Origin of the sequence: Novosphingobium pentaromativorans US6-1 (assembly GCF_000767465.1) — a bacterium.
In the GTDB taxonomy this organism is placed as follows: Bacteria; Pseudomonadota; Alphaproteobacteria; order Sphingomonadales; family Sphingomonadaceae; genus Novosphingobium; species Novosphingobium pentaromativorans.
Genome location: NZ_CP009291.1, coordinates 661,967 through 681,566, shown reverse-complemented (window position 1 = coordinate 681,566; position 19,600 = coordinate 661,967). Strand labels below are relative to the sequence as shown.

Sequence of the window (19,600 nt, the reverse complement as noted above, 5' to 3'; positions counted from 1 at the left end):
CAGCGATACGAGCGGCAATCACCAAGTCTTTTGCCGCAGAGCCGTTCCGAGGCTTTTGCGCGACCTCAGGCGGTGGGCAAGGAAACGATAAAAGTACCAGTCCATCCCGGTAGAAGGCATGTACCGGTACAAGAGACGCTCCCAGCGCGTCCAACTCACCGAATCTCGTGAGGTTCTGCGCTCCGACGGAAAACACACGTGATCGGGATGATAGACAGAGTGTCCGAACCTGCCGACCCGGTGCACGACCTCATGATCCTCGAGAACATAGGGCCAGAGTCCAGTGTCAAAGCCACCGGCGGCGCGTAGCCAATCCGTTCGAAACGCCTGAGCATAGCCACCCGCATGGCACTTGTCCGCGAAGCGACGGCTTTTGTGCATGATGAATTCCACCCGCTCTCGGGATGCCGGATCCGGACGGGGTGCATACAGGTCGATTGCCATGACCGCAGCCGCCGCCGGGTCACCTTCGAAGATTGCGATGATGCGTTCGATGTAATCCGGAGGATAGAAAGTGTCGGCATCGCAAATTGCGACCAGAGGCGTATCCACAAGGGCCAGACCTGCCTGCATGGCGTTGATCTTCCCGGGAATGTTGCACGCGACAATCTGAAAACGGTCTCCCAGTGACTGACCTGAACGCGCCGCTTCCATGGCCCCATCGTCGATCGAACCGTTGTCGACGAGCAGCAGCCGAAAATGACGGTCACCTTGCGCCGCGAGACTTTCAACGGTCGGCCCGATCCATCCCTGTTCGTTGAAGAACGGGAGAATGACAGTGACCTTGCTCATGCTTTCCAATCCACCGTTCTTTTCGAGTCCGAACGCGCCGCCGAGTTCTATAGGACTTCGACGGCGCGTCCACTGGATAGGAAGGTGCGGATCAGCCTTCCAGCACCTCTTCCTGTTGCTCACCCGCTTCCGGTTCCGCCTCGCGCCGATGGACGATCCGGTAGAGCGCAGGCAGGACCAGCAGGGTCAGCAGGGTGGAGGAAATGATGCCACCGATCACCACTGTTGCCAGCGGGCGTTGTACTTCGGCGCCGGCGCCGACGTTGAGGGCCATCGGAACGAAGCCGAGGCTGGCGACCAGCGCGGTCATGAGCACCGGGCGCAGGCGGGTGAGCGCGCCCTGACGGATGGCTTCGTCCAGGGGGCGGCCTGCCTCTCGCAGCTGTCGGATGAAGCTCAGCATGACGACACCGTTGAGCACGGCGACGCCCGACAGGGCGATAAAGCCGACGCCTGCCGAGATCGAGAGCGGCAAGCCGCGAAGCAGCAGCGCTGCTACGCCTCCGGTCAGGGCCAGCGGCACGCCGGAGAAGACGATGCCGGCGTCCTTCGCGGACCGGAACAGGGCGAAGAGCAAGGCGAAGATCAACAGCAGGGCCGCCGGCACCACCAGCCGCAGGCGCTCTGCCGCGGACATGAGCTGCTCGAAGGTCCCGCCGTAGCTCACCCAGTAACCGGCCGGAACTTCGACTTCGGCATCGATCTTCTCGCGCAGTTCGTCGATGAACGAGCCGAGATCGCGACCGCGCACGTTCGTTGAAACGACGACCCGGCGCTTGCCGTCCTCGCGACTGACCTGGTTGGGGCCGATCACGACGTCCACCCGGGCAACGTCGCTGAGCGGCACGAAGCCGCGGGGCTGGCCGTCCTCGCCGGGAAGCGGGATCCTGAGGCGACCGATCTCGTCGGCCTCGCCGCGGATGTCCTCGGGCAGGCGGACGATCAGCGGAAAACGCCGGTCGCCCTCGAAGATCGCCCCCGCCTCGGCACCGCCGATGGAGATGGCCACGACTTCCTGCACATCGCCGACATTGAGGCCGAGGCGGGCCAGCGCCGCCCTGTCGGGTGTGACCTGCAGCACCGGCAGGCCCGTCACCTGTTCCACGCTGACGTCGCGCGCGCCGTCGATGCGCTCGACGACGCCTTCGATCGACTTGCCGATTTCGTGCAGGGTATCGAGATCGTCGCCGAAGACCTTGATCGCGACATCGGCGCGAACACCGGAGAGCAGTTCATTGAAGCGCATCTGGATGGGCTGGGTGAATTCGTAATTGTTGCCCGGCACGGTCATCGCCGCCTCGCGCATCTCGCGCACGAGTTGCTCGCGCGGCTTGCGTGGATCGGGCCACTCGGCGCGGTCCTTGAGCATGACGAACGTATCGGCGACAGACGGCGGCATGGGGTCTGTCGCAATGTCGGCGGTGCCGATTTTCGCGACGATGCGATCCACTTCGGGGAACTGCTTCAGCCGTGCCTCGAGCGCCGTCTGCATGTGCACTGCCTGCGTGAGACTGGTCCCCGGAATGCGCAGCGCGTGCAGCGCGATGTCCCCCTCGTCGAGGTTGGGAACGAATTCCGTTCCCATCCGCGTTGCCGAGAGGCCCGCAATCGCGACCAGGACGACGGCCCCCGCGACAAAGGCCTTGCGCAGGCGCAGAGCTGCATCGAGCGCAGGTTCGTAGATCCGTCGCGCCCGGATCATGAGGCGGCTCTCCTTCTCCTCCACCTTGCCGGTGACGAACAGCGCCACTGCAGCCGGAACGAAAGTCAGCGACAGGACGAGCGCAAAGCTCAAGGCCATGACGACGGTGATCGCCATGGGGTGGAACATCTTTCCTTCCACGCCGGTCAACGCGAAGATCGGCACGTAGACGAGCGCGATGATCAGCACGCCGAACAGCGATGGCCGGATAACCTCGGAAGTAGCCGAAGCCGCCAGCGCAAAGCGTTCACCGCGGTCGAGCAGGCGACCACGATCGTGCTGTGCCTCGCCGAAGCGCCTCAGGCAGTTCTCGACGATGATGACCGCACCATCGACGATCAGGCCGAAGTCTAGTGCGCCCAGGCTCATCAGGTTGCCCGAAACGCCGGCACGCAACATGCCGGTGATGGTCATCAGCATGGTGATCGGGATCACCGCCGCGGTGATGAGCGCAGCGCGGATATTGCCGAGCAGGAGAAACAGGATGACGATGACGAGCAGAGCCCCCTCGACGAGGTTCTTCTCGACTGTCGCGACCGCGCGCTCGACAAGGTCTGTGCGGTCGTAGATCGCCACGGCCCTGACACCGGGCGGAAGCGCCCTTGCCGCTTCCTCGAGCCGCTGCGCTGCCGCCTGGGCGACGACCCGGCTGTTCTCTCCCGCCAGCATGTGGACGGTGCCGAGCACGACCTCGCGGCCGTTCTCGGTTGCAGCGCCCGTGCGCAATTGCTCGCCCATGACGACGTCGGCAACGTCGGCAATGCGGATCGGCACGCCTCCCCGGTTGGTTACGATGATCGAGCGCAGATCGTCGAGGTTGGATGCCTGCCCCGGCACGCGCACCAGGTACTGCTCGCCGTAACGCTCGATATAGCCCGCACCGACATTGGCATTGTTGCGTTCGAGCGCGGTCACGACATCGCCGAGAGCGAGGCCATAGGCCGAAAGCCGGTCAGGCAGCGGTGTGACGTGATATTGCCGCTCGAAGCCGCCGATGCTGTTCACTTCGGTGACGCCGGGCGTGTTGCGAAGCTGCGGGCGGATCACCCAATCCTGCAGGGTGCGCAGATCCTCGGGCGTATAGCCGCTGCCGTCGGGCTTGCGCGCGCCCGGCTCGGCCTCCAGCGTGTACATGAAGATCTCGCCGAGACCGGTGGCGATCGGGCCCATTTCGGGCGCGACACCATCGGGCAACTGGTCGCGCGCGGTCTGGAGCCGCTCGTTCACCAGCTGGCGGGCGAAGTAGATGTCCGTCCCGTCCGCGAAGACGGCCGTCACCTGGCTCAGACCGTAGCGGGAGATCGAGCGGGTATATTGCAGGCCCGGCAGGCCGGCGATGGCCGTTTCGACCGGGAACGTGACGCGCTGCTCGGCTTCCAGCGGGGAAAAGCCCTTCGCCTCGCTGTTGATCTGGACCTGCACGTTGGTGATGTCGGGCGTCGCATCGATGGGCAGGCGCTGGAAGGCCCATATGCCGACGGCACAGGAAAGCGCGATGAAGCTCAGGACCATCCAGCGAAAACGGATGGAGGCGGCGATGATGCGTTCAAGCACGTGCGGTTTGCCGGCGGATGGCTCAGTGGTCATGGCTGGCCCCCGACTTCTCGATATCCGCGCGGATCAGGAAAGCGCCGTCGGTGACGTATTCGGTGCCCGGCTCGAGGCCGCCAAGGACCTCGGTCCATTCCGGGGTGCGCCGCCCGATCTGCAGCATCCTGACCTCGTAGGTATCGCCAACCCTGGCATAGACCACATCGAAGTCCCGGAAGCGCTGGATCGCCTTCGTCTCTACCGCCAGCGGCACATCAGCCGCAGCGACGGTGAAAGTCCCGTTCACGCCCATCCCCGGCCGGAACACGTTGGCCGCGGCGGGCGGCAGGTGCACATGCGCCAGAACCGTCTGGCTGGCGAGGTCCGCGGTCGGAAGGATCGCCTCCACCTCGGCCGTCATCTGCGCATCGCCCGAAAGGCTGCGCACGGTGACGGCCTGGCCGACACGCACCCGCTCGGCATCGCGCGGATAGACGAAAAACTCGGCATGCAGCTTCGTGGGATCGGCAATCACGAACAGCGCGCGATCGCCGGTCACGTCGCCGACATTGGCATTCTTCTCGACGATGATCCCGCCAATCGGCGCAGGAATGGCGTATGTCTGCAGCGAATGGCTGGATTCGACCCGCGCCAGCACCTGGCCCTTGCGAACCGCCTGCCCCAGCTGGCCGCTCAGCCACATGATCTGTCCCGGAAGGCGCGCGCGCACGTCCGCCTGGCCTTCGGGCGTGATTTCCACCCGGCCGGAAAGCTCGACCAGTTCCGCGATCTGCGCCGGACCGGCCTTGCTGGTCTCAACGCCGCCCTGGCGGGCTGCCTGCGCGGAAATCGTCGTGCGCCCTTCATAGGAAGCGTAGGACCAGGAATGGGTGCGTCCGCCTTCGACGGCACGAACCTTGACATCGAAGCTGTGCGGTTCGCGAACCACGCCCTTCCCGCGCAGGTAATCCTCGCGCGGGGCGAAGGCGAAGCGGTCGACCTCCCCGCCAAGGCGCTTGAGTTCCACGGCCAGTTGCACCTCTGCGGGCGCAAGCGGTTCATCGCCGCGGTAGGCATAGACATGGAATTCGGGCTCCGTGCCGTCTTCCTGGATGGTCACTTCGAGCGCAAAATCGCCATCGCGCAACATGCGGCCACGGTGGGGCCCGCGTTCATATTCGTCAGCGCCGGCACCATGGGCTTCGCCCTCGGTCTCGGCATGGTCGGAATGGGCGGCATCTTCGCCGCAAGCGGCAAGCAGTGACAGGGCGAGCAGCGAGCTCACACAGAAAAGCGAGCGGATCATCGGCGGATCTCCGTGCTGGAAACGAGGGATGCGTGGCGGCCGGTCAGTCGGTCGAGCCGCGCGCCTGCGAGATGGAACTGCCGCAGCAGGTCGACGCGCCGGGACCGGGCATCGATCAGGGCCTGCTGGGCCTGGTTGATTTCAAGGAACGTGAAAGCCGTGCCCCCGCGCGCGAAACCGTCACGCACCAAGCGCAGCGCCTTTTGTGCCGACGGGAGGACATCGCGCTCGATCCGGGCGATTTCGCTCGCCAGTGCCGCGCGCTGCGCAACAAGGCGATCCACCTCTCGGCCGATCTGCAGCCGCGCGACCGCGATCTCGGCCTCGGCGGCGCGGCTCTCGGCTGAGGCGCGCGCGACATTGCCGCGATTGGCCGCCCGGCTGCCCAGCGGGATCGAGCCGCCGACCATGAGGGCGACATCGTTGCCCTGCCCAAAGTGGCGAATACCGATCCGGGCCGTGGCGTCACCGGTGTTGCCCGTCTGCGCGAGGCGAACCTGGCTCTCGGCCGCTTCCCGCTCGGCGGACAGTAGCGTCAGGTCGGGGCTGTCGGCAGCCGAGGGCCCGGTTTCCTGCACCGTAAAGAACGGGTCGGTCGCCAGCGTGAAATCCTCGTTGCCGTCCCACCAGCCGGCGAGGCTGGCGCGCGACAGGCGGGCCAGCCTGCGTGCCTGATCGAGCGCGATCCTCGCCTCGATCACCGCAGTCTTCGCACGTTCGGCGGCGAACAGCGGATCGAGCGCCCGGGCCACCCGGCGGCCGACCTGCGCCTGTGTCTGCTCGGCCACCTGCAGTTGCTGCTGCGCTATGGCGATGCCCGCCTCGGCAGCGAGAGCCTCGACCCAGGCGGACTGCACCTGCGCCAGCACGTCGAGCATGCGCAGTGCGTTGCGCTCGCCGGCGACGCCCAGTTCGGCGCGGGCGGAACTCAGGCGCGCTTCGCGTTTGCCCCCGCGCTCCCAGGTGCGTTCGTACCACGCGGTGGTCTGCTGCTGCTCAAGCGGGCCGTACGTGCCTGTGCCGGCAAAATCCTCGATTTCGATGCCGACACTATCGCGCGGTCGCACACCCGCAATCGCAACCGCTGCATCGGCGGCATCGAGCCGGGCAGCGTTCACCTGCAGGGTCGGGTTGGTGGTTGCGACACGCGACAGCGCCTCGGACAGGGTGATCCCCTGCGCACTGGCGGCCTGTGCCGAAAGGACAAGCGGAATGACGGCGCACGGGGGCGCCAGACGTATCAGGCGCGCGGCAAGGCGCGCGGAAGGGTTCGAAAACATGACATGAAGCCTCGCGGACGAGCGTGGGACATCCCGCGCCCGGTCAGCGCGGGGTTCAGGCGTTCAGGGTCATGAAACGGGGAGGACGCTCGAGACCGGTAAGCTCCGATCCGGGCTTGGCGCAATCGGGCCCGATCGCGTGCGGGCCCGCGTCAGCCATGGCGAGCTGATTGGCATGGCCTGCGTCCGCCGGGATTGCCGAATTTGTATCGCCGGAGTGGTGATGGTGCCCCTGCAGTGCGCCGCCCGCTTCGTCCTCGTCATCCCGATCGGGGAAATGATCGTCCAGATGATCGAGCTGTGCGGTCAGGCTGCTGAGCAGAACGCTTTCGTGCTCATCCGCCTGTCCCGGGGCGTGCTGAAGCTCGACGACCATGTTCGACCACGCCATCGCGCTCGCAAACAGGAGTGCGAGCGACAGGACAAGCATCGCAGCGATGCGGTCCAGCTTGAGGCGACGCGGAAAAGCCATCGGTGCACTGCGATAGCGAAACCGGGCCGCGCGCTCAAGGGCGCTGCGCGCAGCAAGAAAATGGCAGGAATTGCCCTGTTTGACAAAACTGGTCCCTAATCATCGAAGCAATGGACGCTTGGATCCTCGGCAAGTTTCCGTAACCGGACTCTGCGCTTTCTGTTGTCCCTGTTGAACAGCTGAAGATACAGAAAACAAACGCTTATTCTCTGTACGTTCCGTCGGTCTTGAGACAGGCACAGGTGCGATTTGAGACTGCAAAGTGCTGTGATGAACGAGGTGGCCGATCTGCCCTGGGCGCGCAAGATTGCCTCCCGAACCCAGGCTTTCCAGGTCATTTGCGTCGACGGCGGGACACTGACTTACCGCGCCAGTGCCGCAAACGGCGATCCTCTCGATGCAATGGCCTTGAACAAGTCTTGACTGTGACCGCCATGCCGGATGAACCGTCCGACATGGCGCATGTCTGATCCGCCGACACTAGGCCAGCCCGCGCGTCGTTTCGCGTTCGATGAGTTTGGGAGCCATGACCAGCGAGGCAACGTCCCGTCCGGCGATAGCTGACTGCAGGCGCTGGACGATCTCCCTTGCGCCGCCGGAAATGTCCTGATGGATCGTCGTCAAGGGAGGCATGGTCTGCGCGGCCAGCGGCAGATCGTCATAGCCAATCACCTGGACGTCCTCTGGCACCCGCTTGCCCAGACCGTAGAGGACTTTGAGGGCGGTCATGGCGATGAGGTCCGACGCTGCAATGATGCCGTCGAAGTCCCCGTCATGTTGGGCAAGCAGACTTTCCAGTTCGCCGGTCATGAGTTCGAACGACATGTGGCAGGGCAAGTGGACCAGCGAGGCCCCGACCTCGTCCGCCACGTCCTTCACGCCCGCGAAGCGCTCGGCGATTTCAACACCGGTCGTCTCGCCCAGGAATGCCAGGCGCGTCGCCCCGCCTGCCAGCAGTCGCCGTGCTGCGATCTCTCCGCCTGCACGGTTGTCGGTGCCCACCGCGCAGTGAAGTTGGCCCTCCTGGTAACTTCCCCAGGCCACGAGCGGACGATACGTCTCGGCGATCCGCTCGATCGTTGCGAACTGGTTGGACTGGCCGATCAGGATGACTCCATCGACCATGCCCGAACCGCAGATGCGGTCCAGCCAGTCGGGCTTCTCCTCCGGTATCGCGCGCTCCAGCACGATGCTGTAGCCTCGCTCGGTGATCTCGTCGGCAAGATGGCCAAGCAGGGTCATGAAGAACGGATCGGAAATGTGCTGGTTGCGTTCGTGTCCCAGCGGAATGACGACCCCGATCATTCCCGTGCGCTTCGATCGCAGCTTGCTGGCGATCTGGTTGAGCTGGAATCCGTGCTCGTGGGCCAGTGCGAGGATGCGCTCGCGCGTACGCTTGTTGACAAGCTCCGAGCCCGCCAACGCCCGCGAAACGGTGCCCGCCGTCACTCCGGCGATCTTGCCGAGATCGGCAAGAGTCTTCACCTTCGTGATTTCGGCCCCGTCTTTCGTGACCGGATCCTCGTCTAATCTGCGACCTGACTTCATGATCGAGGACATAGGCCCACGAGGCCCGAGAGGGGAACCAAAATTCATCCCCCGCCATGTGCCGGAGGAATTGCGCCAACTGCCTCGCCGGAACGCGGCAGGCGGATGCGCAGCGTCGCGATTGCCCCCAACAGCATCAGCCCGCCGGAAAGATAAAGCGTATTGCGCGGGTCGCTGCCCAGGAGCGGACCGTAGAGCAGCGGCATGGTGAGGCTCTCGATCAGCATGGGAATCACGATGAACATGTTGAATATGCCCATGTAGATGCCCGTGCGCTCGGGCGGGATCGAGCCTGCCAGCATGACATAGGTGTTACCCATCATGCCCGCCCAGCCCAACCCGATGCCGACCATCGCGGCGAATAGGAACGCGGTGCTATCGACACCGGGAATGGCCAGCATCGCAGCGCCCGAGGCGCTCAGGCAAACGACGTGCACCGCGCGGGCGCCAAATCGACGAACCAGCGGGATGAGAGCAAGCGCGGCAACGAAGGCAATGCCATTGTAGAAGGCACCGGCCTGCTGCGCCGTCAGCGTGGCATCGCGAAATCCTGCCGAAGAGGCATCATGGGTCCCGTAAAGCGCGCGTGCGACGGCAAAGACGATGAACTGCCAGTAGGTGAACATCGCATACCACTGGCACAGCATGGCAAGCGCGAGCTGACGCATCGGGGCCGGCATCTCGCGGATGGCATCGCCGATTTCGCGCAATGTGGCGCCTGCCGTCAGGGGACTTGCGTCGAGCTTGGCGCGTTCCGCGGGGCTGAGCGGCAGTTCGCGCACCCTCAGGATCGACCACAGGATGGTCGAGATCGAGAGGACCGCACCGATCAGGAAGGCCATCCGCACGATCACGGGAATACCATTGGGATCGAGGAGGTTGCGGTCGATCACTGCGGCGAGGAGCGACGGGGCAAGGTAGGACAGCGTCTGGGCAAGGCCCGTGAAAGCGCTCTGCGTCAGGAATCCGACCGAGTGCTGCTCGCTCGCAAGACGATCCGCGACATAAGCGCGGTAGGGTTCCATGGTGATGTTATTGCCCGCATCGAGGAGCCATAGCAGCGAGGCCGCCATCCACAGGGCCGAGGAAAAGGGCATCAGGAACAGGCAGGCCGAACAGAGGATGGCCCCCACCAGGAAGTAAGGCGTCCGGCGGCCCAGGCGCGAATGCGTGCGGTCGCTCATGGCGCCGACGATCGGCTGGATGACCAGGCCGGTGACCGGGCCTGCAAGCCATAACAGTGGCATCGTCGCTTCGTTTGCGCCAAGATAGCCGTATATCGGCCCCATGTTCGCCTGCTGCAGCCCGAAGCTGAACTGCAGGCCGAAAAAACCCAGATTCATCTCGACGATCCGAATCAGGGAGAGCCTTGGTTTCTGCGATTCAATCATGCCCGCAATCCTCTCATCAGCCGCGCTTTTCACGCTGGCCAGGCGCCTTGGTAGCGGTTGCGCGACAAAAATTCAATCGATTGCAGAAATATATTGCAATCGATTGAATGAGGGGTATGACGGACTTGCACAAACACAACGTAATGGGATGAGGATCGATGAAATTTCGCACACTGCTTGCGGTTAGTGTGGCCGCGGTCACGACTTTGCCTGCCAGCCTCCACGCTCAGGATACCGCCGCTGACGAAAGCTCTCAGGATGCACTCGGGCTTGACGAGATCATCGTCACGGCTTCGGCGCGCCCCACCAATCGGCTGGAAAGCTCGATCTCGGTCAGCGCGCTAGACGAAACCGCTATCGCAGAAGCGGCACCGCGCACCACCGCAGAGATCTTCCGCCAGATCCCGGGCATCCGCTCTGAATCCACCGGCGGCGACGGCAATGCCAACATCGCCGTGCGCGGCCTGCCGGTCGCCTCGGGCGGCGCCAAGTTCCTGCAGTTGCAGGAAGACGGCATGCCGGTCATGCAGTTCGGAGACATCGCCTTCGGCAATGCAGACATCTTCCTGCGCGCCGACCAGACAATCGCCTCCATCCAGGCCGTACGCGGCGGCTCGGCCTCGACGCTGGCGTCCAATTCGCCCGGCGGCGTCATCAACTTCATCTCGAAGGATGGCAAGGACGACGGCGGCGTGGTCATGGCGACCGTCGGCCTCGACTACGAGGATTACCGCCTCGACTTCAACTACGGCGGCCACCTGGCAGAAAAGACGCGCTTCAACATCGGCGGCTTCTGGCGCCAGGGCGAAGGGCCGCGCGACGCAGGCTATACCGGCAACAAGGGCTATCAGGTCAAAGCGAATCTCACGCAGGACTTCGACAGCGGCTACGTGCGCGTCTATCTCAAGCGCCTCGACGACCGGGCGATCGGCTATCTGCCGATGCCGACACTGGTGACCGGCACCAATGCCAACCCGCACTTCGGCTCGCTCCCGGGCTTCGACATTAAGTCGCAGACGCCGCACTCGAAGTACTTCACCACCGATATCGGCCTGGACGGCAACAATGCGCTCCACACCACCGACATCAAGGACGGCATGCACCCGGTGGTCACCTCGGTCGGCCTCGAAGCCGTATTCGACGTGGCCGACGGCCTGAAGCTCGAGGAACGATTCCGTTACTCGGACGTCCATGGCCGCTTCGTCTCGCCCTTCCCCGCCGAAGTCGGTGCGGGCCAGGGGATCGCGAACTCGGTAGGCGAACTGCTGACGGGGGCCGCCGGCACTTACGGACTGGTCTATGCCAACGGTCCCAGCGCCGGACAGGCCCTGGCGGGCAACGCTCTCGTCATGCGCACGCATCTCTTCAACGTCGACATCAACGACTTCTCGAGCTTCACCAACGACCTCAAGCTGACCAAGGACTTCGGTCCGGGCTCGATCACCGCCGGCTACTACAAGGCTCGCCAGAACATCGACATGGACTGGGTCTGGAATTCCTACCTGATGGCAGTGGACGGGCACAACGCCGCGCTCCTCGACGTCACCGACGGCGCGGGTAGCGTCCTCACGCGCGGTGGGCTCTATGCCTATGGCGTACCCTTCTGGGGCAACTGCTGCCAGCGCAGCTATGACGTGCGCTACAACATCGACGCGCCCTACCTGGCCGGCACCTTTGAAACCGGCGGCCTGACCATCGACGCGAGCGTGCGCTACGACCATGTCAAGGCGCGCGGCAACTACGCCGGCACGCTCCAGACCGCGAACTTCGACGTCAACGGGGACGGCACGATCCAGCCGGTCGAGCGCAGCGTCTCGCTGATCGACAACGGCAACCCGAGCCCGGTCCGCTACTCGGTCGGCTACTGGTCCTGGTCGATCGGTGCGAACTACATGTTCACCTCGGACATTGCCGGCTTCGCCCGCATCAGTCGCGGCGGACGCGCCAATGCCGACCGCCTGCTGTTCGGCGTGGTCCAGGCCGACGGCTCGGTCCGCAAGCAAGATGCCATCGACTTCGTCGACCAGTACGAACTGGGCGTGAAGTACCGCTCGGGACCGTTCGGCCTCTTCGTAACCGGCTTCCACGCCAAGACGCAGGAGCAGAACTTCGAGGCGACCACCCAGCGCTTCCTCGACCGCAGCTACAAGGCCACCGGCGTCGAGATTGAAGCGGCCTATCGCTCGGGCATCTTCGACCTGCGTGCCGGCGCCACCTACACCGACGCCAAGATCGCCAAAGACGCCATCACGCCCGCCAACGAGGGCAACACGCCGCGCCGCCAGGCCAAGCTGATCTACCAGATCACGCCCGCCGTGGACTTCGACGTGGTTCGGGCCGGTCTCAACATCGTGGGCACCACCAAGGCCTATGCCCAGGACAGCAACGAACTGGTGTTCCCTGCCTACACGCAGGTCAACGCCTTCGTGAACTTCCGTCCGATGGACAAGATCGAGGTCTCCCTCAACGCCAACAATCTTTTCAACGCAACGGGCATTACCGAAGCCGAGGAAGGATCCATCACCCCGGGCGTGGACAACTACGTCAGGGCAAGGTCGATCAACGGGCGCACGATCTCCGCCTCGCTTCGCTACGAGTTCTGACCTTGGAGCCAGCGGACATGGCTGGACATTCTCCTCCACCCGGCCATGTCCGCCCCCCTCGACCTCAGCCCCGATGCAACGCAAGGAAAACGAACGCATGAACACCGATCCGGCCAAGACGGATGACGGAAAACTGTCCTGGACAGCCGGGGACCTGGCCGGCCTTGACCTTGCAGCCTGCAGTCGCGCGCCCGTTCTCGGTCAAAAGGACGTGCGCCGCGTTGCAGATGACATCGACGTTTGGGATGCCTGGCCACTTGCCGACGCGAGCGGCAAGCCCGTCCCCTGGAACGGCGGCGAACTCTGGTTTGCCCTGACCGCGCCCAGGGCCGACGATCCCGAAAGCCGGCACGGCCTTGCCCGCATCCATCACTTCTTCCGCGAGGGCGACAGTTTCCGGCACCTCGGCCAAACCCTTCCCGAGGGATTCACCCCCGGAAGCCGCGAGTGGTCGGGCGCGGCGCGGGTCGAGGGCGCGCATCTGGCCCTCTACTTCACGGTCGTCGGCGAGCGCGGCGAGAGCGCCCCCACCTTTCGCCAGCGCCTGTTCGTGACCCGCTGCAGCTTGGCAGAGGACCCGGACGCCCCGTTCGGCCAGTGGTCAGATCCGCGCGAGATCCTGGAACCGGCAGGCCCTTACATGGCCGCCGAGGAAACAGAAGGCCGGATCGGCGAGATCAAGGCCTTCCGAGATCCCTTTCCCTGGCGTGCGCCGGACGGAGCCGAGTACCTCCTCTTCACCGGTTCGGCAGCCGCGGCGCCCCGCGCCTTCAACGGGCTTGTCGGACTGGCGCGCCTGGACGATACCAGCGGCACCTATCGTCCGCTCGCTCCGCTGGTCGATGCGACCGATGCCAACAACGAACTTGAAAGGCCGCACATCGTCGAACATGCGGGCCGCCTCTACCTGTTCTGGTCGACCCAGGCGAAAGTCTTCGCCCCCGGGATCACCGCGCCGACGGGGCTTTACGGCGCGACTGCCGAGCGCATCGAAGGCCCCTGGCGCCTGCTCAACGGCCACGGTCTCGTCTTTGCCAATCCAGAAAGCGAGCCCTTTCAGGCCTATAGCTGGTGGGTCCTGCCTGACCTTTCCGTCACCAGCTTCGCCGACTACTGGGGCATCGACGATGCCACGGCTGCGCAAAAGCCGGAGGGACGCACCCACTTCGGCGGCACTTTCGCTCCCTTCCTGAAGCTTTCGCTTTCGGGCGAGTGCGCCGCGCTCACATGACACAGGCGTCCCCTCCGCGCCTTGCCGGCATAGAACTGGGCGGCACCAAGACCATCGTCACCCTGGGCGATGGCACCCGCATCCTCGAAAGCCATGCCCTGCCAACCACCACCCCCGATGAAACCCTGGAGGCTGCCCACGCCCATCTCTCGGCATGGCAGGCCGCATCCCCCCTCGCCGCCATCGGGATCGCCAGTTTCGGCCCCATCCGGGTGACGCCGGATGCGCCTGATTACGGCACCATCCTGGCCACCCCGAAGCCCGGCTGGAGCAACACCGGCGTGCTGGAAATGGTGCAAGCACACTTCGCCTGCCCGATCGCCGTCGATACCGACGTCAATGCGGCGGCGCTTGCCGAGCATGCCTTCGGGGCGGCTCAAGGCTGCTCCAGCCTCGTCTACATCACGATCGGCACAGGCCTTGGCGCAGGGATCGTGATCGATGGCCGACCGGTGCATGGCCTCCTCCATCCAGAACTCGGCCACATCCGCACCCGCCGCGCGCCGGGCGCGACCTTTGCAGGCACCTGCCCCTTTCATGGGGACTGCATCGAAGGCCTTATCAGCGGCCCCGCCCTGGAAGCCCGCCTGCCGGTGCATCCGGGCAAGCTCGATCCCGCCTCGCCTGCTTGGGACGAAGTCGGGGATGACCTGGCCGAACTCCTGTCCACGCTGCTCCTCGCGCTTTCCCCGCAGCGTATCGTCATCGGCGGCGGCGTCGCCACCCGCCAGCCGCACCTCATCGAGCGGGCACGAAAGCGGCTGCCCGCGATCCTCGCAGGCTACCTGCCCGACCTGGAACCTGCAGCCATCGAGACGATGATCTGCCTTCCCGCACTCGGCGCCAGCGCCGGACCGGTCGGCTCACTGCTACTGGCCCGCAACATACTGATTGAACGAGACATCTGAGCCACAGAATATCGAGTTGCCAACCTGGCCTTCGGCCGTCAGCGCATCTTCGTGCGCCTCTCGTGCAGATCGGCCTTCAGAACCGGCGGCGCTGCCTTGGGCGGAAAGGCCAGCAAAGAGAGAGCCCCCCTTTGCTCACGAGCGCAGTCGATAAGGAACCCATCCCGGACTTGGCGGAGAATTCCGATCATCCCTGATGTTCACGGTCAGAACGGGTCAGGTGATCCCATGCAATGGCCGAATTCCGCGGATGATGGAATTTGGTGCGCCCGACTGGATTCGAACCAGTGGCCCCCAGATTAGGAATCTGGTGCTCTATCCTGCTGAGCTACGGGCGCGCTCGGGGCGGGTCCTAGCTTGGCTTTTTCGGGTTGGCAATCGCTTCGGTTCAGTTCGCCTGTTCCGGCGGCGTTACCGGGAACGGCAAGGGCATCAGGGAGATCCCCTCCTCCAGCAGTTCCTGCGCCTCGGATGCGCTTGTCTGGCCGTGGATGGCCTCGGCCTCGCGCTCACCGTAATGCATGGCGCGCGCGTCTTCGGCGAAGTTCTTGCCGACATAGCGAGAGGACTTGAGCGCTTCTGCCTGCATCTGCGCGAGCTTGCGGATGACTTCTACGGCTTCGGCCGGGATCGGGGCGCTGGCTACCGGCGCGCCGGGCGCTTCGGCCGGTTTTGCAGGCTGCGGGCGAGCGGGCGCTTCGGCGATCTGGTTGCCCTTGCGAGACAGACGCGGGGCCTGGATGGCCTTGCCCACATCGACCGAGCCGCAGTGCGGACAGGATACCAGCCCCCTTTCCTGCTGACGCGCGAAATCCTCCGAAGACTTGAACCAGCCTTCGAACCGGTGCGGGCCGGAACGGCATTCGAGATCATAGACGATCATGGTCAGTTCTATTTGGCTATTGTCCGCCGATTGGCAAGACTCGGTAATTGCGCACGAATTTCGGCAATGCGGGCAGGATCGATTTCGGCAAAGCCGAGACCGGCTTTTTCCCCGCCCATGTCGAGGATGATCTCCCCCCACGGATCGACCGCCAACGAGTGGCCGTATGTCTCGCGCCCGTCCTCATGCCTGCCCACTTGCGCGGCGGCCAGGACATAGGCGCTTGCCTCAACGGCGCGGGCGCGCTGCAGAAGGTGCCAGTGCGCCTTTCCGGTCGGCACGGTGAAGGCGGCCGGAATGGCGATCACGTCGCAGCTGGCCCTGCCCAGCGCCTCGTAGAGCGCTGGAAAGCGGACGTCGTAGCATATCGACAGACCCAGCCTGCCCAGCGGCGTTTCCACCGTCACCACTGCGTCGCCGGCGGCATAGGCATTGGATTCGCGCCAGGACTCGCCCGTCGCCAGGTCGACGTCGAACATGTGGATCTTGTCGTAGCGGGCGCGGATCTCTCCGCCTGCGTCGATGACGAAAGCCCGGTTCGCCCAGCGGCCGTCCTCGCGCTCGATTGCAAGCGAACCCAGGTGCACCCAGATCCCTTCGCGCGCCGCGGCTTCGCGAACCTGCGAGAGCACGCGGTCTTCCGTCTCGGCACGGATGACCTCGCGCGCGCGCGTACGCTTGCGGTCAAGCAGCCCCGACATCTCCGGGGTAAAAAGCATCGCCGCCCCGCCCTGTTTCGCTTCGCGCGTGGCGGAGGCGATGGCGTCGGCGTTCGCTTGCGGATCTATGCCGGTCGTCATCTGGAACAGGGCTGCGCGGGTCATGGCCTTACTCGCTTGCGGTCACAGACCGAGGATCGGATCGAGCTTGCCCTCGCGGTCGAGCGCATTGATGTCGTCGAAGCCGCCGTAGGGCGTGCCGGCCACAAGGACCTGCGGGACCGTGCGCGCGCCGGGGACGCGATCCGTCATCTCGTCGCGCTTGGGACCGCCCATGGTGATATCGTATTCCTCATAGGCGACGCCCTTGCCGTCGAGCAGCGACTTGGCCGCAACGCAATAGGGACAGCCCCACTTGGTGTAGATCTCGACCTTGGGTTTGCTCATCGACAATCGCTCCTTCAATCCGTGCTGACAGTCACTTGAAAGTGGGCGCCGGTATCATATCTAATGGGACGAGTCATGGCCCACAGTGGGGATGGCTCGATCGCAGGGCGCCGGATTTCACGGGCCCGGACAATACGAAGATTGCTCATTGGAGGATTTTTGTCATGAACCGTATCGACTTTTCGCCTTATCGCCGCAGCATGGTTGGATTTGATCGCCTTTTCGACATGATCGAGAACCAGAACCGACCCAACGCAGGCGACAAGTATCCCCCGTTCAACATCGAACGCCGCGGCCAGGATGCCTATCGCATCACGCTTGCCGTTGCAGGCTTCAAGCCCGCCGACATCGATATCACCGCCCAGGCCAACCTCCTGACCGTCAAGGGCAACAAGCCCGATGACAGTGTCGAGGGCGAGTATCTGCATGTCGGCATCGCGCAGCGCGGGTTTGAGCGCCGCTTCGAGCTTGCCGACTATGTCCGCGTCGACAGCGCCGACCTTGCGGACGGCCTGCTGGTAATCGACCTCGTGCGCGAAGTACCCGAGGCGATGAAGCCCAAGAAGATCGCGATTGGCGGCAACACGCTCACGGTTGTCGACAATGCATCGGACGAAGGCACCCAGGCGGCCTGATCGAAGCCGTTCGAAGAACAGAAGTCTGGGGCGGCCTGGGAAACCGGGCCGCCCTTTTTGCGTGGTCGCCCCGTTGTTCGCCGCGCCGGACGCGCGCTGCGGCAACTTCGATTTAACCATTACCCGAAGTATGCCCGCAAGATTGTTTAAACGCTTAGAAACAAACAAATAAGGGGCAGGACACGAGGACGGCTTAAACTGCATCGAACACTTGCGCGCTAAGTAACCCCTCATTGGGAAACATGGGGGGATTTCAAGAGCAATGAATCGATTGCGTATCAGTCACCGCCTCATACTCGCCTTCGGCCTGCTGCTGGCGATCATGGGTGCAATGGGAGCCTTCGCGCTCAAGCAGATCGGCGAGGTCAATGCCCTCACCGAGGAGCTGAACGAGAACGCCCTGCCAGCGTCCCGCGCGCTGGGCGACCTGCATGCCTACGTCTCGCAATATCGCATCCACCAGGAAGACACGGTCAAGGCCGCCGGCACCCCGACATGGGAGCGGCAGGTCAAGGTCCTGCGCAACTCCGGCGCGGTGATCGACGAAGTCCTCGCCGACTACGCCAAGCACGTGAAGCGCCCCGAGACGCTGCAATCGCTCAAGGGCGTACGGGAAAGCTGGCAGGCCTACGTCCAGCAGAACGACGCGATCCTGAACCTGGCGCAGGGCGACAAGCCCGCTGCGGTCGACATGTTCGACGGCGAAGGGCTCGATGCCTTCTATGCGATCGAGGATCAGCTCCTGAACCTGATCGACCTGAACGCCTCCACCGCCAAGGCGGCAGCCGCGGAAGGCGAGGCAATCCATGCCAATGCCCGCCATGTCATGCTCGTGGCCGCGATCACCGGCGTACTGAGCGCCATCGGCCTGATGCTCTTCCTCATGCGATCGATCGCGCGGCCAGTGAAGCAGCTTTCCGAATCGGTGCGCAGCCTGATCGACGGCGACATCGATGTCTTCATCCCGGGCAGCAACCGCCGCGACGAACTGGGCAGCCTGGCCCGCGCGCTGGAGAACTTCCAGCGGCTTGTAGCAACCGACCAGCAGCGCGCGCACGAGGAACAGGAGCGCGCCCGCGAGCTCCAGATCACCATCGATGCCATCGGCAATGGCCTTGCCGAACTGGCCAAGGGCAACCTCATCCACCGCGTTCCCGAAGCGCGCGGCTCGCTGGCGCAGCTGCACGAGCACTTCAATGTCGCGGTCTCGCGCCTGGGCGATACGATGGGCCGCATCATCGATGGTTGCCAGTCGATCCGCATCGGCACGAACGAGATCGCAACGGCGACCTCCGATCTTGCCGAGCGGACCGAGAAGCAGGCAAGCTCGCTTGCCGACACGTCGCGGACGCTCAGCGAGTTCACCAGCGTGGTGCACGTCACTGCCGAGAACGCGCGCCAGACCAGCTCGCGCCTTGGCGTCGCCCGCGAGACGGCCGACCGGGTGGAAGGCATTGCGCACGAGGCCGTGGACGCCATGCGCAGCATCGAGACGACCTCGCGCCAGATGTCCGAGATCATCGGCGCCATCGACGGCATCGCCTTCCAGACCAACCTGCTCGCGCTCAATGCCGGGGTCGAGGCGGCTCGTGCCGGTGAGGCCGGCAAGGGCTTTGCCGTGGTCGCCACCGAAGTGCGCGCCCTCGCCCAGCGCTCGGCCGATGCCGCCAAGGACATCCGCACCCTGATCGACCGCAGCAGCCGCCAAGTCGGCGATGGCGTTGCGCTCGTGGAGAGCAGCGGCGAAGCCTTGCGCCAGATCGTCGGCGAAGTGGTCACCGTCTCCAACCTGGTCGACGAGATCGCCGGGGCCGCCGAGAAGCAGGCCGAGGGCATCTCGGAAATCTCGACGATGGTCGCGGGCATGGACAGCTTCACCCAGCAGAATGCCGCGATGGTCGAGGAAAGCTCGGCCGGCAGCCGCAGCCTGTCCGAGGAAACGCAGCAGCTCATGACCCAGATGGCCGCGTTCCGGATCAAGGACGGCAAGGGTCTCAACGACAATGCGGGCGGCGCTGCCAGGGATGGCATCGGCAACGCGGGACCGGTCATGGCCTCAGCGTCTGCGCGTAGCCTGCCCGCTGCTGCTCCGGCTTTCGTCGGCAATGCCGCACTGGACCTCGATGACTGGTCGGACTTCTGAAGCTTTCAAGATGAGTAAACGGGTGGCCTGCCGGTGGGGCCGGTCATTCCCATAACAGTGGAGTGAGTGC

16 protein-coding genes and 1 tRNA gene are annotated in these 19,600 nt (G+C 64.6%); 6 read left to right on the top strand and 11 right to left on the bottom strand.

Going from position 1 to position 19,600, the window contains the following annotated elements:
- Positions 1–18 precede the first annotated feature (18 nt).
- The 5 genes from JI59_RS03105 to JI59_RS03085 form a co-directional block, all read right to left on the bottom strand.
- On the bottom strand, positions 19–792 hold the full coding sequence (locus tag JI59_RS03105; RefSeq protein WP_007015153.1) for a glycosyltransferase family 2 protein: 774 nt from the start codon (positions 790–792) through the stop codon (positions 19–21).
- 91 nt (positions 793–883) lie between these two features.
- Positions 884–4,081, bottom strand: coding sequence for an efflux RND transporter permease subunit (locus JI59_RS03100; RefSeq protein ID WP_038575445.1), 3,198 nt, complete (start codon positions 4,079–4,081; stop codon positions 884–886).
- Positions 4,071–5,330: an efflux RND transporter periplasmic adaptor subunit gene (locus tag JI59_RS03095; protein WP_007015151.1), complete on the bottom strand. Its 1,260-nt coding sequence runs from the start codon at positions 5,328–5,330 to the stop codon at positions 4,071–4,073. Before JI59_RS03095 ends, JI59_RS03100 begins: the two co-directional genes overlap by 11 nt.
- Entirely contained in the window at positions 5,327–6,610 is a 1,284-nt protein-coding gene (locus tag JI59_RS03090; RefSeq protein WP_007015150.1) for a TolC family protein, read from the bottom strand. Before JI59_RS03090 ends, JI59_RS03095 begins: the two co-directional genes overlap by 4 nt.
- 55 nt (positions 6,611–6,665) lie before the next feature.
- Entirely contained in the window at positions 6,666–7,082 is a 417-nt protein-coding gene (locus tag JI59_RS03085) for a hypothetical protein (RefSeq protein WP_007015149.1), read from the bottom strand.
- Positions 7,083–7,352: 270 nt separating this feature from the next.
- On the opposite strand from JI59_RS03085, the gene JI59_RS27000 reads away from it, so the two are divergent.
- Positions 7,353–7,505: a hypothetical protein gene (locus tag JI59_RS27000; protein WP_153811643.1), complete on the top strand. Its 153-nt coding sequence runs from the start codon at positions 7,353–7,355 to the stop codon at positions 7,503–7,505.
- 57 nt (positions 7,506–7,562) lie between these two features.
- On the opposite strand, the gene JI59_RS03080 is transcribed toward JI59_RS27000, so the two are convergent.
- Both JI59_RS03080 and JI59_RS03075 read right to left on the bottom strand, forming a co-directional pair.
- Entirely contained in the window at positions 7,563–8,642 is a 1,080-nt protein-coding gene (locus JI59_RS03080) for a LacI family DNA-binding transcriptional regulator (protein ID WP_007015147.1), read from the bottom strand.
- Between the two features lie 32 nt (positions 8,643–8,674).
- Positions 8,675–10,021: an MFS transporter gene (locus tag JI59_RS03075; RefSeq protein ID WP_038575443.1), complete on the bottom strand. Its 1,347-nt coding sequence runs from the start codon at positions 10,019–10,021 to the stop codon at positions 8,675–8,677.
- A 158-nt stretch (positions 10,022–10,179) separates the two neighbouring features.
- On the opposite strand from JI59_RS03075, the gene JI59_RS03070 reads away from it, so the two are divergent.
- From JI59_RS03070 to JI59_RS03060, 3 genes are all read left to right on the top strand, one after another.
- Positions 10,180–12,624, top strand: a complete 2,445-nt coding sequence (locus JI59_RS03070) for a TonB-dependent receptor (RefSeq protein WP_038575441.1) — start codon at positions 10,180–10,182, stop codon at positions 12,622–12,624.
- Between the two features lie 97 nt (positions 12,625–12,721).
- The gene (locus tag JI59_RS03065) at positions 12,722–13,855 is read left to right on the top strand and encodes a glycoside hydrolase family 68 protein (RefSeq protein ID WP_038576847.1); all 1,134 of its coding nucleotides are present in this window, start codon (positions 12,722–12,724) and stop codon (positions 13,853–13,855) included.
- A complete protein-coding gene (locus tag JI59_RS03060; protein ID WP_007015143.1) occupies positions 13,852–14,763 on the top strand; it encodes an ROK family protein in 912 nt (303 codons plus the stop codon). The genes JI59_RS03065 and JI59_RS03060 overlap by 4 nt, the downstream gene beginning before the upstream one ends.
- Positions 14,764–15,024: 261 nt before the next feature.
- On the opposite strand, the gene JI59_RS03055 is transcribed toward JI59_RS03060, so the two are convergent.
- From JI59_RS03055 to grxC, 4 genes are all read right to left on the bottom strand, one after another.
- Positions 15,025–15,101 (bottom strand) — tRNA-Arg (locus JI59_RS03055).
- A 50-nt stretch (positions 15,102–15,151) separates the two neighbouring features.
- Positions 15,152–15,646: a DUF1178 family protein gene (locus tag JI59_RS03050; protein WP_007015142.1), complete on the bottom strand. Its 495-nt coding sequence runs from the start codon at positions 15,644–15,646 to the stop codon at positions 15,152–15,154.
- Positions 15,647–15,654: 8 nt separating this feature from the next.
- The gene (locus tag JI59_RS03045) at positions 15,655–16,470 is read right to left on the bottom strand and encodes a carbon-nitrogen hydrolase family protein (protein WP_007015141.1); all 816 of its coding nucleotides are present in this window, start codon (positions 16,468–16,470) and stop codon (positions 15,655–15,657) included.
- 18 nt (positions 16,471–16,488) lie between these two features.
- Entirely contained in the window at positions 16,489–16,752 is a 264-nt protein-coding gene (gene grxC / locus JI59_RS03040) for a glutaredoxin 3 (RefSeq protein ID WP_038575439.1), read from the bottom strand.
- Positions 16,753–16,916: 164 nt separating this feature from the next.
- On the opposite strand from grxC, the gene JI59_RS03035 reads away from it, so the two are divergent.
- Positions 16,917–17,387, top strand: a complete 471-nt coding sequence (locus JI59_RS03035; protein ID WP_007015139.1) for an Hsp20 family protein — start codon at positions 16,917–16,919, stop codon at positions 17,385–17,387.
- Between the two features lie 262 nt (positions 17,388–17,649).
- Positions 17,650–19,530, top strand: coding sequence for a methyl-accepting chemotaxis protein (locus JI59_RS03030; RefSeq protein WP_007015138.1), 1,881 nt, complete (start codon positions 17,650–17,652; stop codon positions 19,528–19,530).
- The last annotated feature ends 70 nt before the right edge of the window (positions 19,531–19,600 follow it).

What these genes read in the sequence shown, in the direction of transcription:
- JI59_RS03080 (WP_007015147.1), bottom strand. Translation starts at nt 8,642, where the DNA reads ATGTCCTCGATCATGAAGTCAGGTCGCAGATTAGACGAGGATCCGGTC.
- JI59_RS03105 (WP_007015153.1), bottom strand. Translation starts at nt 792, where the DNA reads ATGAGCAAGGTCACTGTCATTCTCCCGTTCTTCAACGAACAGGGATGG.
- JI59_RS03060 (WP_007015143.1), top strand. Translation starts at nt 13,852, where the DNA reads ATGACACAGGCGTCCCCTCCGCGCCTTGCCGGCATAGAACTGGGCGGC.
- grxC (WP_038575439.1), bottom strand. Translation starts at nt 16,752, where the DNA reads ATGAGCAAACCCAAGGTCGAGATCTACACCAAGTGGGGCTGTCCCTAT.
- JI59_RS03045 (WP_007015141.1), bottom strand. Translation starts at nt 16,470, where the DNA reads ATGACCCGCGCAGCCCTGTTCCAGATGACGACCGGCATAGATCCGCAA.
- JI59_RS27000 (WP_153811643.1), top strand. Translation starts at nt 7,353, where the DNA reads ATGAACGAGGTGGCCGATCTGCCCTGGGCGCGCAAGATTGCCTCCCGA.
- JI59_RS03085 (WP_007015149.1), bottom strand. Translation starts at nt 7,082, where the DNA reads ATGGCTTTTCCGCGTCGCCTCAAGCTGGACCGCATCGCTGCGATGCTT.
- JI59_RS03035 (WP_007015139.1), top strand. Translation starts at nt 16,917, where the DNA reads ATGAACCGTATCGACTTTTCGCCTTATCGCCGCAGCATGGTTGGATTT.
- JI59_RS03030 (WP_007015138.1), top strand. Translation starts at nt 17,650, where the DNA reads ATGAATCGATTGCGTATCAGTCACCGCCTCATACTCGCCTTCGGCCTG.
- JI59_RS03090 (WP_007015150.1), bottom strand. Translation starts at nt 6,610, where the DNA reads ATGTTTTCGAACCCTTCCGCGCGCCTTGCCGCGCGCCTGATACGTCTG.
- JI59_RS03050 (WP_007015142.1), bottom strand. Translation starts at nt 15,646, where the DNA reads ATGATCGTCTATGATCTCGAATGCCGTTCCGGCCCGCACCGGTTCGAA.
- JI59_RS03075 (WP_038575443.1), bottom strand. Translation starts at nt 10,021, where the DNA reads ATGATTGAATCGCAGAAACCAAGGCTCTCCCTGATTCGGATCGTCGAG.
- JI59_RS03100 (WP_038575445.1), bottom strand. Translation starts at nt 4,081, where the DNA reads ATGACCACTGAGCCATCCGCCGGCAAACCGCACGTGCTTGAACGCATC.
- JI59_RS03070 (WP_038575441.1), top strand. Translation starts at nt 10,180, where the DNA reads ATGAAATTTCGCACACTGCTTGCGGTTAGTGTGGCCGCGGTCACGACT.
- JI59_RS03095 (WP_007015151.1), bottom strand. Translation starts at nt 5,330, where the DNA reads ATGATCCGCTCGCTTTTCTGTGTGAGCTCGCTGCTCGCCCTGTCACTG.
- JI59_RS03065 (WP_038576847.1), top strand. Translation starts at nt 12,722, where the DNA reads ATGAACACCGATCCGGCCAAGACGGATGACGGAAAACTGTCCTGGACA.